Annotated in this window: 14 protein-coding genes and 1 tRNA gene; 6 read left to right on the top strand and 9 right to left on the bottom strand. The window is 58.6% G+C overall.

The annotated features are described in order from the left end of the window. Window positions 1-105: 105 nt before the first annotated feature. The 3 genes from GOW31_RS01505 (at window position 106) to GOW31_RS01495 (ending at window position 2402) form a co-directional block, all read left to right on the top strand. Complete coding sequence (locus GOW31_RS01505) at window positions 106-996, top strand: NAD(P)-dependent oxidoreductase (protein ID WP_171167389.1); 891 nt, start codon at window positions 106-108, stop codon at window positions 994-996. Between the two features lie 11 nt (window positions 997-1007). Beyond that, window positions 1008-1871: a sugar phosphate isomerase/epimerase gene (locus GOW31_RS01500; RefSeq protein WP_171167386.1), complete on the top strand. Its 864-nt coding sequence runs from the start codon at window positions 1008-1010 to the stop codon at window positions 1869-1871. A 111-nt stretch (window positions 1872-1982) separates the two neighbouring features. Further along, window positions 1983-2402 (top strand): secondary thiamine-phosphate synthase enzyme YjbQ, encoded by a 420-nt coding sequence (locus GOW31_RS01495; protein WP_171167384.1) that lies wholly within the window; start codon window positions 1983-1985, stop codon window positions 2400-2402. Window positions 2403-2432: 30 nt separating this feature from the next. On the opposite strand, the gene GOW31_RS01490 is transcribed toward GOW31_RS01495, so the two are convergent. The 8 genes from GOW31_RS01490 to GOW31_RS01455 all read right to left on the bottom strand — a co-directional run bounded on the left by GOW31_RS01490 (window position 2433) and on the right by GOW31_RS01455 (window position 11397). Next, entirely contained in the window at window positions 2433-3203 is a 771-nt protein-coding gene (locus GOW31_RS01490; RefSeq protein WP_171167382.1) for an SDR family oxidoreductase, read from the bottom strand. Then, entirely contained in the window at window positions 3200-4240 is a 1041-nt protein-coding gene (locus GOW31_RS01485; protein ID WP_171167380.1) for a zinc-binding dehydrogenase, read from the bottom strand. Before GOW31_RS01485 ends, GOW31_RS01490 begins: the two co-directional genes overlap by 4 nt. Continuing rightward, window positions 4237-5337 carry a mandelate racemase/muconate lactonizing enzyme family protein gene (locus tag GOW31_RS01480; protein WP_171167378.1) on the bottom strand — a complete coding sequence of 367 codons (1101 nt, stop codon included), beginning with the start codon at window positions 5335-5337 and terminating at the stop codon, window positions 4237-4239. Before GOW31_RS01480 ends, GOW31_RS01485 begins: the two co-directional genes overlap by 4 nt. Continuing rightward, on the bottom strand, window positions 5334-6332 hold the full coding sequence (locus GOW31_RS01475) for an ABC transporter permease (RefSeq protein WP_171167376.1): 999 nt from the start codon (window positions 6330-6332) through the stop codon (window positions 5334-5336). Before GOW31_RS01475 ends, GOW31_RS01480 begins: the two co-directional genes overlap by 4 nt. Window positions 6333-6335: 3 nt before the next feature. After that, window positions 6336-7313, bottom strand: coding sequence for an ABC transporter permease (locus GOW31_RS01470; RefSeq protein WP_152458550.1), 978 nt, complete (start codon window positions 7311-7313; stop codon window positions 6336-6338). After that, window positions 7298-8833: a sugar ABC transporter ATP-binding protein gene (locus GOW31_RS01465; protein WP_254441618.1), complete on the bottom strand. Its 1536-nt coding sequence runs from the start codon at window positions 8831-8833 to the stop codon at window positions 7298-7300. The genes GOW31_RS01470 and GOW31_RS01465 overlap by 16 nt, the downstream gene beginning before the upstream one ends. Window positions 8834-8900: 67 nt before the next feature. Beyond that, on the bottom strand, window positions 8901-9875 hold the full coding sequence (locus GOW31_RS01460; protein ID WP_171167374.1) for an ABC transporter substrate-binding protein: 975 nt from the start codon (window positions 9873-9875) through the stop codon (window positions 8901-8903). 55 nt (window positions 9876-9930) lie between these two features. Beyond that, a complete protein-coding gene (locus GOW31_RS01455) occupies window positions 9931-11397 on the bottom strand; it encodes an aldehyde dehydrogenase family protein (protein ID WP_217356598.1) in 1467 nt (488 codons plus the stop codon). A 238-nt stretch (window positions 11398-11635) separates the two neighbouring features. On the opposite strand from GOW31_RS01455, the gene GOW31_RS01450 reads away from it, so the two are divergent. Continuing rightward, window positions 11636-12664, top strand: a complete 1029-nt coding sequence (locus tag GOW31_RS01450; protein WP_171167372.1) for a LacI family DNA-binding transcriptional regulator — start codon at window positions 11636-11638, stop codon at window positions 12662-12664. 10 nt (window positions 12665-12674) lie between these two features. Then, a complete protein-coding gene (locus GOW31_RS01445) occupies window positions 12675-14312 on the top strand; it encodes a GMC family oxidoreductase (protein ID WP_171167370.1) in 1638 nt (545 codons plus the stop codon). A 425-nt stretch (window positions 14313-14737) separates the two neighbouring features. Here GOW31_RS01445 and GOW31_RS01440 read toward each other — a convergent pair. After that, a tRNA-Ser gene (locus tag GOW31_RS01440) sits at window positions 14738-14827 on the bottom strand. Window positions 14828-14912: 85 nt separating this feature from the next. Here GOW31_RS01440 and GOW31_RS22225 point away from each other — a divergent pair. Beyond that, entirely contained in the window at window positions 14913-16328 is a 1416-nt protein-coding gene (locus tag GOW31_RS22225) for an SPOR domain-containing protein (protein WP_371813686.1), read from the top strand. Window positions 16329-16335: the final 7 nt, after the last annotated feature.

The raw sequence follows: 16335 nt of genomic DNA, 5'->3' as shown, positions 1-16335 counted from the left end.
CTGTTCAAGACGCGTGAAACTCCCGCGAAAACCGATGCGATTGGGCATCATTTTTCGAAACGTCTGCCGTACGGAAATGGCGGAAAAAAAACGGGAGGACTCCAAATGAAAACTGCAGGCGTAATCGGTCTTGGCGACATGGGCAGCGGCCTTGCCAAGAACCTGATCAAGAATGGCTTTGAAACCTCCGGTTTCGACCTGAGCGAGACACGCATGACGGCATTTGCTGACATGGGCGGCCTGCCCAAGAACAGCGTTGGACAGGTTGGTCGTCACGCCGACAGCGTATTTGTCATGGTGATGAACGGAGATCAGGCACGCGATGTCATTCTGGGTGAAGACGGGCTGGTTGCGAATATGGCCAAAGGCGGAACGGTCATCCTGTCGGCGACCATTACCCCGGCCGAAGCCCGCGCTATCGGGCAAGACATGGAGGGCTCGGGCATTCATCTGATCGACACGCCGGTCTCGGGTGGGTTTCCCGGCGCGCAAAACGGCACATTGACGATGATGGCTGCCGCCGCAGCGGATGTGCTGGACCGAAACGCCGAAGTCATGCAGGCAGTGTCAGCAACCATTCATCGGGTCGGAGAAAACGCCGGCGACGGCCAAACCGTGAAAGCCTGCCTGCAATCCCTTATCGGATCGATCTTTTCCGCGACGTTCGAGGCTGCGGCCCTGGCGGCCAAAGCCGGTGTCAGCGGTCAAGCATTGCTTGACGTGTTCTCATCCTCCAGCGCGGGGTGCGGTGTGGTGAATACCGCCCTTGAAAACATCATTGATCGCAAGTTCGAAGCTACCGGCAGCCACATCGCAACCATGCACAAGGACCTGACGATCTCTCTGGCACTGGCCGGTACGTTGGGCGTTCCGATGCATACAGCCTCGTCCGCAATGCAGATCTTTCACGCCGGAAAAACCAAATACCCGAACGGCGACAATTGGGTGTGTACCCGCGTCATCGAAGAGATCGTTGGCGCAGAATTGCATCGCTGAGGGGGCTGAACATGAAACTAGGTGTGATTTGCGACGGCATTTCCCGCGATTTGCGGCATGCCGTTGACGTGATGGACGAATTCGGTCTGGACTATGCAGAGCTTCAGTTCGTTGGCGATACGGAGGTCGGGGACCATTCCCCGCAGCAAATTGCCGAGATCGACGCGCTCTTGCGCGACCGGGGCAAGCCTGTGTCCTGTCTGTCGCGCCATATCTTTGCCGGGATGACAGCAGCAAACAGGCCCGGTGACAGCCTGCACACTCGGCACATGGACGCCTTGAAGCGCGTAATCGACATGGCGCATGTTGTTGGGTCTCCGCTGGTTCGGATCATGACCCAACGAAAAGAGCAGATACTCTGGGGAAAAAACGGCGCCGAGAAGTGGAACGTCGCGCATGGGGTATGGGACTCGATGCCTCCGTTAATCGCGCCAGCGGTTGAGCTGGCAAGGGCCGAGGGCGTGACGCTAGTCGTAGAAACCGGAAACGGCACCCTGGTCAACTCCAACTATACAGCCCGCAAGCTGATTGACGAGTTGGACGCAAAAGATGCTTTGAAGGTGCTGTGGGACCCCGGAAACAACTGCTGGTGCCATGAACTGGCATATCCGGACGGTTATGAAGAGTTGCGCGGTGGTTATCTGGGTCACATTCACATCAAGGACGTAAAGGTCGACACACCACGGGCAACGCTGGAAGTGCGCCGCATGGGGGAAGGTCAGCTTGCGCCTCTGTTCCAACCCATCGCGGGCGCGCTCAGGTCCGACGGCTATGATGGCGTCATTTCCTTCGAGAGTGTTTATCACCCCGGCAACGGAAATTTCGAAGATGGTTTTCGCCTGTGTGTGGGCAGGTTCAAAAGCCTGTTTGCATGACTCACAGTCAATATGCGTTGCAAATCAGGATTTTGAACCCCGCAGCTGAACGCGAAATGGGGTGTGTGAGACTGGGCGCGTTCGCGCGGGATCAAAGGAAGGGCTTGCCGGATGAAACAAGAGTTTTTTGACCTGTCCATTGAAACGCCCGGCAAATCCCTCACCGACATCAGCGGAATTGTTCAGCGTGCGGTGTCCGAACATGAGTTTGTCTCGGGCCTGCTGACCCTTTGGTGCGTCCACACAGGTGCCGCGCTGTTGGTGCAAGCCAATGCCGATCCCGAGGTGGTCAAGGATATCGAGACGTTCTTCGAGAAACTCGTACCCAAGTCACCAGGCAAGTATCACCACCGCCCGACCGAAGACGACAACGCCCCGTCGCATCTGCGGGCGCTGTTGACACAAACTCAGGTGTCCATCCCGGTCGAACAGGGGCAGCTCCCGCTGGGCCGCGTACAAAGCCTGTACCTGTTCGAACATCGCGAGGCACCTAAAACCCGCCGATTGAAGGTGCACTACATCGGGGATTGATGCCTTGGGTCCCATGGAGGGTTGACGGTGCTACCGCCCCATCCAGCCCCCGTCGACAACAAGGATTTCACCGTTGACGTAGTCCGACGCTGCAGAAGCCAAAAAGACTACAGGTCCGGCGAAATCACCAGGCGTACCCCAACGGCCTTGGGGTGTTCGTTCCAGAATCGACTTTGATCGGACCGGATCGTCCTGCAGGGCTTGAGTATTGTCGGTCGCGATGTAGCCGGGGGCGATCGCATTCACGTTCACGCCCTGCCCAGCCCATTCGTTGGCCAAAGCTTTGGTAAGCTGTCCAATCCCGCCTTTCGAGGCCGCGTAGCCCGGCACAGTGATGCCACCCTGAAATGTCAGCAGCGATGCAGTGAAGATGATCTTTCCCGAGCCGCGCGCCAGCATGTCTTTGCCGATCTCTCGGGACAGAACGAACTGCGAGGACAGGTTCACCTCGATCACTTCGTCCCACCAGCCGTCCGGGTGTTCGGCGGCGGGTTTGCGTTTGATCGTGCCGGCATTGTTGACAAGGATATCAATAGCTTGCCCGTCTGCCCTCAACTGATCAATAAACGCATGCAGCGCAGCGCGATCCGAGAAGTCGCACTGGTAAGCCCGGAAACTGCGTCCCATCGCCGTCACGGCTTTTTCGACCTGTGACCCGGACAGCTCGAGCGAGGCCGACACTCCGATGATATCACCTCCGGCCGATGCCAATGCCTCGGCCATGCCGCGCCCGATGCCGCGCTTGCACCCGGTCACAAGGGCCGTTTTTCCCGTCAGGTCGAAACTTTGCAAAACACTCATGAACGCGGTCCTACTTCGATCAGGCTTTTCATTGCGGTTGGGCTGCGATCCAGTGCTTCGAACGCTGCCTGAATGTCTGCCAGAGGGCTTACGTCGGTAATCACAACATCCGCGTCCACTCCGCCCGAGGCAACAACTGCGATGGCTTTCTCGTAATCCTCCGGCTCATAGACCCGAGCACCGATCAGTTGCAGCTCTCGCCAGAAGAATTGGAACAGGTCGATCTGGGGCTTTTGGGCATGGATCGCGACCATCACGATCCGGGCCCGCGTCGCGGCAACGGCGGTCATCGCATCAACACCGGGCTGCGTTCCCGATACCTCGAAAACCACATCCGCCCCTTTGTCGCCCGTGCGCGCGTTGATCGTCGTCACCAGATCGGTTTCGATTGGGTTGATCGTGTCAAAACCAAGCTTTTCGGCAATCGCCAGACGGTTCGGATTCACTTCGGAGATCACGACATTGCCACCCGCGTCCCGCGCGACCATGGCAACCAGTATGCCGATCGGGCCGCCGCCGATGACGACAACGTCCTCGCCAGGTTGCAGGCCGGATAGCCGCACATCGTGGCAGGCAACGGCGACCGGCTCGATCAGCGCCGCGTGATCCATGCGCAATTCATCCGGCAGAACGTGCAACGTATGGGCCGGAACGGTCCAGATCTCTTGCATGGCGCCGTCAGTGTCGAGGCCCAGGAACTTGAGATTCTGACAAATATGCTGATGCCCCCGTTTGCAGGCTGGGCATTCTCCGCAGTGATCAAGCGGTCGGACAACGACCTTCTGGCCGGGCGTTATCGTATCGACGCCCTTGCCCACCGCTTCGACGACACCGGACATCTCGTGCCCGATTACCCGGTTCAGACCGACACGGGCATCCATGTTACCGTGGTAGACGTGCATATCCGTCCCGCAAATCCCGCAATAGGCAACGCGAATGGCGACCTCGCCGGGGCCCGGAGCTGTCGCCGCGGCCTGTTCTACGGCAAAGCTCTTATTGCCCCGGTAATACGCCGCAGAGATCGTCTGGGTCGTCATGTATGCATCTCCTTGTGTTCCTCATTCAGTTTGTCCCAGTCGAACTCCACTCCGGTTCCCGGCGTATCCGGGGCCACGGCCAGGCAGTTTTCCACAACCAGCGGACGGGTCGTGTACTGGTCTATCGGGAATGAGTGTACTTCCAGCCACCCCGCGTTGGGTTGCGCCGAAACGAGGCTGACGTGCAATTCCTGCATGCCATGGCTGCAAACCGGAATGCCATGCTGAGCGCTCAGCGCGGCCACGCGCAACCAGCCGGTGATCCCGCCGCAATTTGAGGCATCGGGCTGGATGAAACTCAGCTTCGCGTCATCAAAGGCGTACTCGAATTCGTGAATGGTGTGCAGGTTTTCACCCATGGCAAGGGGAACGCCCGTGGCTTCGGCAATTCGGCCATAGCCTTTGTAGTCGTCTGGAATAGTCGGTTCCTCGAACCACAGGATATCGCAGTCGGCGAACCCTCGGGCGGCCCCGATGGCCTGTTCGACGCTCATGGAGTAATTCGCATCGACCATGAAGAACCGGTCCGGTCCCAGCATCTCGCGCACCGCCCGGGCGCGCGCCAGATCATCGGCTAGATCCGGTTGGCCGACCTTGATCTTGACCGCGTTGAACCCACGCGCAAGGTAGCCTTCGGTCTGGCGCAGCAGTTTCTCTAACGAGAAATTCAGGTCGATCCCGCCAGCATAGGCCTTGCACTGTTTGGACGCTCCGCCGGCCATTTGCCACAGCGGTGCATTCTGCGTTCTGCCGCGAATGTCCCAAAGTGCAATATCCACGGCCGAAATAGCGAACGAGGCGATCCCGCCCCGTGCAACGTAGTGCACATGCCATTGCATGGCATCGTACAGGCTTTCGATCTGTTCGGCGTCTTGTCCAACCAGGAATGGCGCAAGGTCATGCTGGATCATCGCCAGAATGGCATGACCGCCTTTGCCGCCCGTATAGGTGTACCCAACCCCATCAACCCCATCCGACGTTTGAATGGTAACGGTGATCAATTGAAAGAACGTGTGATCCCCATGTTTGGCGTCAACCAGGACTTCGGCGAGCGGGACGTTGAACAGCCGCGCTGAAACACTTTCTATGCGATTCACGAACCCAAGACCTTCTGCTGCCTGGCAATAACCCGAGACTGTAAAAGGATGACCGCAAAAAGAAAGCCTCCACGTATGACCATCTGCCAATAGGCACTGAAACTGATGGTCCCCTGACCGTTTTCAAAGTTCAGAACGTTGAGGACCAGACCCAGCAGCAGCGCGCCGGCCACCGTCGCGGGGATCGACCCCATTCCACCCGTCAAGAGAGTGCCGCCCACAACGACGGATGCGATGGCCGACAATTCCCATCCGACGCCCTCAAGGGGTTGTCCGGCTCCAAAGCCCGAGGCCAGAAAGACGCCAGCCAGCCCAGCACAGCCACCCGATAGAAGGTAAACGAAAGCCTTGGCCCGGTTGACTTTCAGGCCCATGAGGTTCGAGGCATCCTCGCTGCCCCCGATCGCCAACACGGTCCGCCCGATGGTTGTTCTTTCCAGCACCAGCCAAAGTGCCAGCGTCAGTCCGGCCACGATGACGATTGCCCATGGAAACAGACCGAACGCCTGCCCCATGCCAAGCTTAGTAAAGTTCGACCCCCAATCGACTGAAATTGTCTGGGCGCCCGAAATCACCAATGCGCCGCCTTTTGCGGCAAGCATCGTCGCCAGAGTGGCGATGAAGGGCGGAATCCGAAGGATGATAATGCAAAAGGCGTTGATCGCTCCGAAGCCCACCCCGGCAAGTACGGCCCCCGGCAGCGCAACCTGAATCCCGTATGGGCTGAGATAGGCCGCAACAACCGAGGTAAAGGCCGCCACGGATCCGACCGACAGATCAATCCCGCCGGTCATGATCACAAAACACATGCCAAGCGCAATCGCGATGAACATCGCGTTGTAATTCAGGAAAGACGAGAAATTGTAGGCGCTGCCAAAGTTGTCATAGCGCATCAGCCCGAACAGGATCAAAGCCAGAAGTGCGATCCACACTGTCACCGAGGCCGAATTACGCCGAAGGTACTTTCGCAGGTCAAAAGCCGTTTCATCCAACATCGATTAAGCCCTCCGAAACTGCTGGACCCAAACGGCCAGGATAATGATGACGGCCTTGGCTATTAGCGCAACTTCGTCCTCTACCCCGTTGGCCAGCAACGTATATTTGACCAACTGGATGATCACGGCTCCCAGAATGGCGCCAAAGATCGGCGCCCGCCCGCCTTGTAACAGCGCCCCGCCCACAACCGCGGCCGCGATAGCATCAAGCTCCATCAGATTGCCGTTGCGCGCAGCGTCCGAGGCCGAGTTGATCGCAACCACGATAAGACCCGCCAGGCCCGCAAGCACCGCGCAGATGACATAGGCCCCGATCTTGACCCGCCGGACGGGACCACCCGACAGATAAGCCGCGCGTTCATTGCCGCCTATTGCCAGCAGGTAACGGCCCCATGTGGTTCTGGTGATCACCCAGAACAGCACACAGGCAATGGCCAGCGCCAGCCAGCCTTGAAACGGCAAGCCAAGCACTTTTCCGGTTCCAAGATAACTGAATGAAGGGTTTGAAAATGTCTGTAGGTTCCCGTTCGTCAAAACCTGGGCAATACCGCGACCAGAGATGAAGAGAATGAGCGTTGCCACAATGGGCTGAACGTTCAATATGGCAACCATCACTCCGTTGAACACCCCGCATAACCCTGCGATGAACAGCGGCAGGATAATGGCCAAAGTGACGCCGAGCATTGGATTAGCGGCTCCCAGATCCGACAGAAATATCAGCGGGGCCAGCGCCCCCGCCAGAGCCATGACCGCGCCAACCGACAGATCAATCCCACCCGTGGCGATGACCAGCGTCATACCCATGGCCACGATGGCGATCGTGGCAACCTGGCTGATATTTACGAACAAAGTTTGCAGTTGCAGGAAATTGGGGGTGAAAAACGCGTTGAACACCAGCAGGGCGACCAACGCGGCGATGCCGCCGTGAAAGCGGAAGGGCATCGATGCAACCCGTTGCGGCAACTTCATTGCGCGGTCCATGAACCAGTTCCTTCTTCATGATGCGCAAGCGCGCGCACCAGTATGTTCTCGGTAATCCCGGGGTTTGTCAGTTCCTTGACCGAACGCCCCTCGTGCATGACAACGATGCGGTCGGCGCCTTCCACCAGTTCTTCGAACTCCGAACTGATGAGGACAACGCCGAACCCCTTTTCGACATAAGACCGAATGAACGACTGGATCTCTCGCTTGGCGCCGACATCCACGCCTCGGGTCGGCTCGTCCAGTATCAAGATGTCGGGCTGCGTCGCCAGCCAGCGGGCAAGCAACACCTTTTGCTGGTTGCCGCCGGACAACTCGCGAATGGGCTGGTCCATATGCGCTGCCTTGATGCCCAGATCGTCGATGAACGCCTGAACGATCTCGCGCTCGCGGGCAAAGTCGATCTGACCACGGCTGGCCAGTTTCGGCAGCAGGGCCAGCGTCATGTTCTCGCGCACGGACATGTCTGGAATGATCCCTTCGGCCTTGCGATCTTCGGTCAGAAAGCCAACCCCGTTTGCGATTGCGTCACCCGGACCGGACGGTTGCCCTACCGCACCGTGCAGCTCGACTACGCCGCTGCGTGCCCCGTCCACACCGAACAAAGCGCGCGCGGCCTCGGTCCGACCCGAGCCCAGAAGCCCGCCCAGCCCAACGATCTCCCCACGGTGGAGCGTGAGGTCAAAATGCGTCAGCCGCGGGCCTGTCGAAACAGAGTCGGCCCGCAAGACGATATCGCCTTTCTTGGCCTTTGCGCCGGCGAAATCCGTCAGACCGTCTGCCGCAATCTCGTCCTTGTTGCGGCCCAGCATGTCCGCGATCATTTCCAGTTTGGTCGTGTCCCGGACGTTGCGCGTGCTGACGGTACGCCCGTCTCGCATCGTTGTGACCCGATCGCAGATCTGGAACAGCTCATCGAGGAAATGCGAGACATACAGGACGGAAACGCCCTGTTTCTTTAACTCGCGTACCACACCGAACAGAACTTCGACTTCGCTGGCATCCAGTGACGACGTAGGTTCGTCCATGATGACCAGTTTCGCGTCCAGCGAAACGGCCCGCGCAATCGCAACCAACTGCTGGATCGCTGTCGAGAAATTTTCCAGCGGCTCGGTCACGTCGATATTTATGCCAAAGCGCGCAAGAACCTCGCGTGCGCGCCTGTTGCCCTCGCGCCAGTCGACCAGAAAGCCGAGACGTTTGGGCTCGTACCCCATGATGATGTTCTCGGTCACTGACCGCAGAGGCACAAGGTTGAGCTCTTGATAGATCGTAGCAATTCCGGATTCCTGCGCTTCGCGCGGGGTGGAAATGCGGCTTGGCAAACCGGCCAGATGGACGTCACCGACATCCCGGTCGTACACTCCGGTCAGAACCTTGATCATCGTCGATTTACCCGCACCGTTCTGGCCGATCAGCGCATGAACCTCGCCAGGTGCGATCTCAAGGCTGGCCTGGCTGAGTGCCGGTACACCGGCAAAGGACTTTTCAATTCCCGACATCGAGACGAGCGCATTCATGAGATGTCTTCCTCCGATTGCTTGCAGGCGGCGCCGACCACAGGCCAGCACCACCCACCAGGGAGAATCAATAGGCTTCGTCGATGTGATCGGCCGCATTGTCCTTGGTAAAGATGCGATCTTCGACCTTCACCCATTCCGGGATCGTCTCGCCAGCCGCGTATTTCTTCATGACTTCACAGGCCAATGGGCCAAAGAAGGGCGAGCTTTCCACCGTTACCCCCATCTTGCCATCGATAATGGCCTGAAGCGCGTCGCGTGTCCCGTCGATCGAAACGATGGTCACGTCCTCGCCGGGCTTGCGCCCAGCCAGTTCCAAGGCCTGAATCGCGCCGATCGCCATCTCGTCATTATGGGCGTAAACCACGTTCACGTCGGGATGCGCCTGAAGCAGGGTTTCCATCACTTGTCGACCCAGGTCGCGTGCAAAATCACCGGTCTGAGAGGCCACGATCTCAAAACGGTCATCCGCTGCAATCGCGTCGTCGAAACCCTTTTTGCGGTCATTTGCAGGTGAAGACCCTGTCGTGCCTTCCAACTGTACAATGATGCCTTTGTCGCCGTCGAAATTCTCCATCAGCCATTGCGCGGCACGGTTGCCCTGATCAATGAAGTCGGACCCAAGGAATGCCACGAAATGCTCGCCCGGCTTGGCAACGGCCGGATCAACCGAGCGGTCCACCAGAAAGGTCGGGATTCCCGCAGCACGGGCCTTCATTACGGCAGGGATCAGCGGCTTTTCTTCCCGCGGGGGCAGGAACAGAACGTCGATACCTTGCGCGATCATGCTGTCCACATCCGCAACCTGCTTGGCAGCAGATCCAGCCGCATCCGTCGCGATCAGATCCCAGCCGCAGGCCTCGGCCGTGTCATGGAACGATTTCGTCTCGGCAATGCGCCACGGATTGTTCGACTCCATCTGCGCAAAGCCGACCTTGTAGCGATCCTTCTGCTCAAGCGGTGGTAGATCCTGTGCCATCGCCGTAGTGCCCAAGAGCGCACCCGCGACAACAGTCGAGATCAAAAGAGTTCTGCGTTTCATGGTTATTCCTCCTCCATTGGTGCGGTCGCCTCCGTTTTGACCGCGAGTTTTCAGGTCATGCCCAATTCATGTAAGTCGTCTGTTTCCTCAGATAGCCATCGAAGCCATAAGCGCCGTCTTCGCCCCCAACACCGGACAGCCCCCAACCGGTGTGAAATCCCTGTACGGCTTCGCCATTCGATCGGTTCAGGTACAATTCGCCGAACTTCAAACTGCTCGGGGCCTCCATCAATCGGCGGTGCGATGCCGTAAAGAGATAGGCGGACAGCCCGAATGACGTGTCATTCGCAAAACTTATCGCCTGATCAAAATCCTCGATTCGCATGGCTGTCGCGACGGGACCAAAGACCTCCTCTTGCATCGCGGCATTGCCGTTGTCGGAGACTTCAAGAACGGTCGGGGACATCCAGTGCCCCTTGCGATGCGCACCGTCCGTCAAGGGCCCACCTTCGAGATGGAGCGTGGCACCTTCGGCGATGCTGCGTTGGATGATATTGGCGACCTTGGTCACCTCGACTTTACTGACTTTGGGACCCAGATCGCAGTCTTCCATGGGATCCCCGATCGACAAAGCGCGGGCTGCGGACACGAATTTTTCAAGGAACTGATCCGCAATGTCGTGATGCAGATACATCCGCTCGTTGCAGGTGCAAATCTGGCCGCAATTGGCAAACCGGGCGCCAATGGCGGCCGAGACTGCGGCATCAATATCCGCATCCTCCATCACTATGAACGGAGCCTTACCGCCAAGCTCGAGCCGGACAACCTTGATCCGGTCGGCCGCCGCGCGAAATATCTCTTTCCCGGCGCGTGTGCTGCCGGTCATCGTGATCAGTGACGTATCGGGGTGTTCGACCAGCCGCTGCCCCACCACCAGCCCCTTCCCCGTCAGAACATTCAGAACACCGGGCGGAAACCCGACCTTGTCGGCAAGCTCGGCGACCGCAAGACCGGACAACGGCGTGATTTCATGCCCCAACAGAACAACGGTGTTGCCCGCGACCAGCGCGGGTCCGACTTTCCTGGCGGCCAATGCCAAGGGATAGTTCCAGGCTGTCAACGCAACGACAACCCCATAAGGATGACGCCGGATCTGGATTTCCTCGGACTTGTTGTCCGATGCCACTATGTCACCCGAAATCCTCCGGGCCTCTTCAGCTGCATGGCAAAGAAAAGTGACGGCGGCATCTACTTCACCTCGGGCTTGCGAGATCGGCTTGCCCTGCTCGGCCGTGATCAGAGCTGCCAGACGACCGGCGTCGGCCCGGATAGCCTCGGCGAGCTTCAGAACCAATCGCGCCCGCTCGATCGCCGGGCGCGAACACCACGCGCCAAAAGCGCGGCGAGCCGCCTCGACCGCTGCATCCGCATGAGCGGCAGTGCCATCTGGAACTTGCGCAACGATCTCTTCATTTGCAGGGTTCTCGACATCAACCGTGCCCGCGTCAAAGTCGGCAAAGCGACCATCGACAAACATCGAATGGCGAATGACTTGACCCAACTCCCCCACTACAGATCGCAATTTCGCCTCCCGCGCTTACTCGGCCAAACCACAGTGGCGACCGCACCGTCGATCAAAACAATAATAATATTACTTCGTCAACACTAATATTAATTATTGGTTACTAATATTAGTTGCGCACCTTCGGCATAGTCGATAAAAAGGATGCGAACAAAAAGGTTGAGCGATGAACAATCAAGCGAACAAAGCCGGGCAGCACAGGGGTGTGGGACGAGTCGCGGGCCGGCAGCGCGTAACGATGCACGACATTGCACGCGTCGCCGGATGCTCGCAGACGACAGTATCGCTGGTCCTCAACAAAAACGATTCCGTCAAAATCTCCGAGGACACCAAGCAACGAGTCCTGGATGCCGCCAACACGCTTGGATACGCCATGCCCTCTCAATTCAGGAAACCCCAGGACAGCGCGCGCCGGCCAGCGGCGTTGGACGGAACCATCGCTTTTGTCGTGGATGATCTGGCGTCGAGCCCCGAAATGGTAAACGCGTTCAACGGCGTGAAACAGGCCGTTCGGGACACCGGAAATCTTGTATTGCTGGCAGAAACCCAAAACGACCCCGAGGTCGAGCCCAGAACGCTTAGATATTTCCTCGACCAACAGGTTGCGGGCATCATTTACGCAACTGTTTTCACCCGGCGGGTGGTTGTTCCGGAAATCCTCAGGCAGACCGCTACCCCGGTTCTGCTGCTGAACTGTTTTTGTGACGACCTCTCTTTTCCTGCGGTGATCCCCGGCGAAGTCGCTGCTGGACATACGGCGACCAACGCCCTGATCAAGGCTGGGCACAAGCGAATCGCCACCATCACCGGCGAGCCGTTCATGGAATGCGCCGCAGGACGAACGACCGGGTATAGAAACGCCTTGGCTTCCGCCGACATTCCATTTGACGAAGACTTGGTCATCGAAGGCAACTGGCTGCCCAGCGCAGGCTATGCTGCCACGCGGGAATTGATGGACCTGCACTCTCCGCCAAGCGCCATTTTCTGCCAAAATGACCGCATGGCGATCGGCTGCTATGAAGCGCTCAAGGAACTTGGCCTGTCCATCCCCGAGGACATCTCGGTCATCGGATTTGACGATGACGAAACCGCGCGACACCTGTCGCCGCCCCTGACCTCGATGATCCTTCCTACTCGGGCGATGGGACGCTGGGTCGTCGAACAACTGTTCCACGGACCAACCGATGGTCAGCGGCACCCTCTCGTGAAGCTTGAATGCGAACTGGTCGAGCGCGACTCGATCAGCGAACCCAAACGCCGGACCTGAAGGCGAAATCATGACGGAAACCTTCGATCACATCGTCATCGGCGGCGGCTCTGCCGGCGCCGCAGCCGCAGCGCGACTGGTCAACCAGGGCAAGTGCAGGGTTCTGGTGTTAGAGGCCGGTCATTCGCATCGCCATCCGTTGCTGGACATGCCGCCGGGCATCTTCAAGATGATCAACGGGTCAAAGTTCATGACCTATCACAAAACTGAACCGCAAGACCATCTGGACGGTCGTGTGCATGACATTCCGCAGGCCAATGTGTTGGGCGGCGGGTCTTCCGTTAATGCGCAGGTCTATATGCGTGGTCGCCCTTCTGATTATGACGCGTGGGACGACCTGCTACGACAGACCAATGACGGGGTCGGCTGGGGATGGGACGATGTACTGCCCTATTTCCGCAGGATGGAAGACAATAACAGGCTTCACAATGACCTGCATGGCAGCGATGGTCCGGTGCAGGTTTCGGATCCAGGGCATATCGATGACATGTCCCGTTGGTTCGTCCAGTCGGTTCAGGCCCTTGGCGAACCATTCAACACGGACTTCAACGGCGCAACGCAGCGTGGTGTCGGGTTCTATCAGTTCACCAATCGCGCTGGAAAGCGCAGCTCGTCGGCCTATGCTTTCCTCGCCCCTCTAGAGATGAACCCGAACTTGACCATCCGGCTTGGCGCAACGGTCAGCAAAGTCATCATTGAGAACGACAGGGCGGTCGGGGTGCAGTACCGGGACAAACGCGGAGCAAACACCGTCCGGTGCGATGGTGAGGTTGTCCTTGCTGCGGGCGCTCTGGTCACGCCGAAAATCCTAATGCTGTCAGGTATCGGACCGGATGCACAACTTGCAGAACACGGTATTCCCGTCATCTGCCCATTGCCCGGGGTCGGACAGAACCTAATCGACCACCCCGAAGTTCCCATCACCGCCTTTGCCAATGGTCCTTACGGATATTTCAAACAAGGTGAGGGCTGGCGGATGCTGCGCAACGGCATCCAGTTCAAACTGTTCGGCAGCGGCCCGGTGACTTCCGCCGGGGTCGAAGCCGGCGCTTTTGTCAATCCGTCGAACCCCGACGGAGAACCGACCATTCAGGCCTTTTGCGTGCCCATCGTCTATCTAGATCGCGACGCGCTGGACGAGGTGCAGGATGACTTTGGCCTGACCGTTACGACCGTGGTGGTCAAACCGAAATCACGCGGAGAGGTTCGGCTTCGCTCGGCCGATCCTCACGCCCTGCCGGTGGTCTCGCCCAACCTTCTGAAGCATGAAGACGACATGCAGGAGATGATCCGGGGGCAGCGGTTCTTTCGCCGGGCATTCACGTCCGGCCCGCTTGCGCGAAGGATCCGCGAAATCGTCATTCCAACAGCGGATGACGATCAGACGCTGCGAGCACATTGCAAGCGGTTCGTGAAAACCAACTATCACCCGGCGGGCACCGCGAAAATGGGCCGGGACGGCGACGGAATGGCCGTGCTGGACGCCAGAATGCGCGTGCGCGGGATCGAGAGCTTGCGGGTGTGCGACATGTCCGCCGTGCCGGACATCAACGCCGGCAACACAAACGCACCTGCCATGATGCTGGGTGAACGATGCGCCGACCTGATCCTTGGCATCGGTTCGGCCCGCGAGATACGCAATTCCTGACCTGAGCTGCGACGTCACCATTGGTTGATCCAACTTCTGGCGCAATGAAATGGCCCCCGCCCTGCCCGTTGCACCGAAAACAGAATACCCTCCTGCCACAAGCCGTCAGGACGTTCCCCGCCAAAGGTGCAGGAGCGTGTGGCATACGCCCTACAGAAAGTTGTCCCACCTGGGCGTGAAACAATCGATCAACTCTCCGGCAGTAAGGCAAACACACCCATGGCTTGCACCGGACGGAATGATCAGGCTGTCAACAAGTCCCACCCAAAGCGACCCTGCCAAAACGCGACAATGAGCCCGGGGCCTGTCTCGTGCGCCGAGGGTACGGTCTGCTTCGCCTCTGATGGATAGCGCATGCGTCAAATCGCTGGAATTGCGTCTCAATTCCGGATCAGAAAACACAACTGAAGTGAAACGGGTATGAGTGGCGGGGAGACAGGGATTCGAACCCTGGGGACGCTCTCACGCCCAACGGTTTTCAAGACCGCCGCATTCGACCACTCTGCCACCTCCCCGTCGAAAGCAGGGTCTAAGGCGAAGTTCGCGCAGAGGCAAGTCGAAATCGGGAAATCTTGCCGAAGCCCATGCAGCGGTCTTTCCATGACACTTCAGCCACGTTATGATCCGTACGAAAGACCGCAACAGGCTGGCACACAGAACCAGCCGATCGGCAGTGGGGTTCGGAAAACGAAACCCCTTCAGGCAAGGGAAAAGCAGATGAAGCGAGCGATCGAGACACGCCCGGGGCCTAAACGGCTGGCGTATCTGGCGTTGACTTTGACGATACTGGCCGGATGCGAAGAAGTTTTGTCAACTTCTGAATCGAGTGAAAAACCGGAAGACAATTCGGGAAAAACAGAACTCCTGCCCGAGGTGACTTCCGGCTCTCAGCGTGATGTCGAGGCCCCTGAGGTTTTTCAGACAACCGAAGCGGGGCTTTGGGATGGCCGGCCTTCTCTTGGCGGGATATGGGTTGCGCACCCGGATGCGTCCCAACCTGAACGTGTCGTGATCAAAAACACGTCCAACAACAAATCGGTGACCGGCGCCCTTTTCCGGCGCGAGCGCAACCTGCCCGGGCCTGCGCTTCAGGTCTCGTCCGCTGCCGCGAAAGAACTGGGAATGCTTGCGGGCGCGCCGACAAAAGTCAGCGTCGTCGCACTGCGCCGTGAAAAGATCGAAGAACCATCGTCGGAGGATACTCCAGAGGCAGAAGAATCGGCCGCTGAAACCACGGCCGCGGTTGCTGATGGAGCTTCCGACACGCAAGCGTCCGCAGAGCCGGAAAAACCGGTCAAACGGAAGTGGTGGCAGAAAAAGGAACCAGCCGCCGCCGCGGCTGGTACGGCTGCGGTTGCAGCCGGTGCGGCCAGTTCATCCGATGAAACGGCTGATGACGTCGAGCCCGCAAGCGAAGATGCCGAGACGACCACATCAACCGTCGATCAGGCCGATGCACCTGCCGAAAAACCTGCAAAGCGGAAATGGTGGCAGAAGAAAGCCCCCGCCGCTGCGGCTGCGGGAACGGCCGTGGCCGCGGCAGACACAGCAACCGAAAGCGCAGAGGTAGCCGCCGAAGCCGCTGCGGCCGTGGCATCGCCCTCTTTGTCGGATGCAACGGTCACGCCCCCTGCCGAAAAACCTGCCAAGCGGAAATGGTGGCAAAAGAAAGACCCCGCCGAGATCACCGAAACACCGCTGGACCCGGTAGAGGGGGCCGCAGCAGCAATTGATGCGTCAGACGCCACGCCTGTTGCAGCAGCCACAACGTCGGCGACATCTTTGAGCAAACCGTATGTTCAGATTGGAACTTTCAGCGTTGAGGCAAACGCCAAGTCAGCAGCCCAAAAGGTGCGTCGCAACGGATTGCCCACAGTTGTTCGGGAACTGAAAACAGCGAATAGTACAGTCTGGCGCGTGCTGGTCGGCCCCGCCACAACCCGGGCCGAGCGCAAAGCCTTTCAAAAGGACGTGAAAGACCTTGGCTTCAAAGATGCGTTCACGGTAACCGACTAATTCAGGG

The sequence above is a fragment of the Ruegeria sp. HKCCA0370 genome (assembly GCF_013033705.1).
In the GTDB taxonomy this organism is placed as follows: Bacteria; Pseudomonadota; Alphaproteobacteria; order Rhodobacterales; family Rhodobacteraceae; genus Ruegeria.
The sequence above is the reverse complement of the archived record's forward strand: the minus strand, read 5'-3'. Positions and strand labels throughout refer to the sequence as shown.

What these genes read in the sequence shown, in the direction of transcription:
- GOW31_RS01505 (WP_171167389.1), top strand. Translation starts at nt 106, where the DNA reads ATGAAAACTGCAGGCGTAATCGGTCTTGGCGACATGGGCAGCGGCCTT.
- GOW31_RS01500 (WP_171167386.1), top strand. Translation starts at nt 1,008, where the DNA reads ATGAAACTAGGTGTGATTTGCGACGGCATTTCCCGCGATTTGCGGCAT.
- GOW31_RS01495 (WP_171167384.1), top strand. Translation starts at nt 1,983, where the DNA reads ATGAAACAAGAGTTTTTTGACCTGTCCATTGAAACGCCCGGCAAATCC.
- GOW31_RS01490 (WP_171167382.1), bottom strand. Translation starts at nt 3,203, where the DNA reads ATGAGTGTTTTGCAAAGTTTCGACCTGACGGGAAAAACGGCCCTTGTG.
- GOW31_RS01485 (WP_171167380.1), bottom strand. Translation starts at nt 4,240, where the DNA reads ATGACGACCCAGACGATCTCTGCGGCGTATTACCGGGGCAATAAGAGC.
- GOW31_RS01475 (WP_171167376.1), bottom strand. Translation starts at nt 6,332, where the DNA reads ATGTTGGATGAAACGGCTTTTGACCTGCGAAAGTACCTTCGGCGTAAT.
- GOW31_RS01470 (WP_152458550.1), bottom strand. Translation starts at nt 7,313, where the DNA reads ATGGACCGCGCAATGAAGTTGCCGCAACGGGTTGCATCGATGCCCTTC.
- GOW31_RS01465 (WP_254441618.1), bottom strand. Translation starts at nt 8,833, where the DNA reads ATGAATGCGCTCGTCTCGATGTCGGGAATTGAAAAGTCCTTTGCCGGT.
- GOW31_RS01460 (WP_171167374.1), bottom strand. Translation starts at nt 9,875, where the DNA reads ATGAAACGCAGAACTCTTTTGATCTCGACTGTTGTCGCGGGTGCGCTC.
- GOW31_RS01450 (WP_171167372.1), top strand. Translation starts at nt 11,636, where the DNA reads ATGCACGACATTGCACGCGTCGCCGGATGCTCGCAGACGACAGTATCG.
- GOW31_RS01445 (WP_171167370.1), top strand. Translation starts at nt 12,675, where the DNA reads ATGACGGAAACCTTCGATCACATCGTCATCGGCGGCGGCTCTGCCGGC.
- GOW31_RS22225 (WP_371813686.1), top strand. Translation starts at nt 14,913, where the DNA reads ATGACACTTCAGCCACGTTATGATCCGTACGAAAGACCGCAACAGGCT.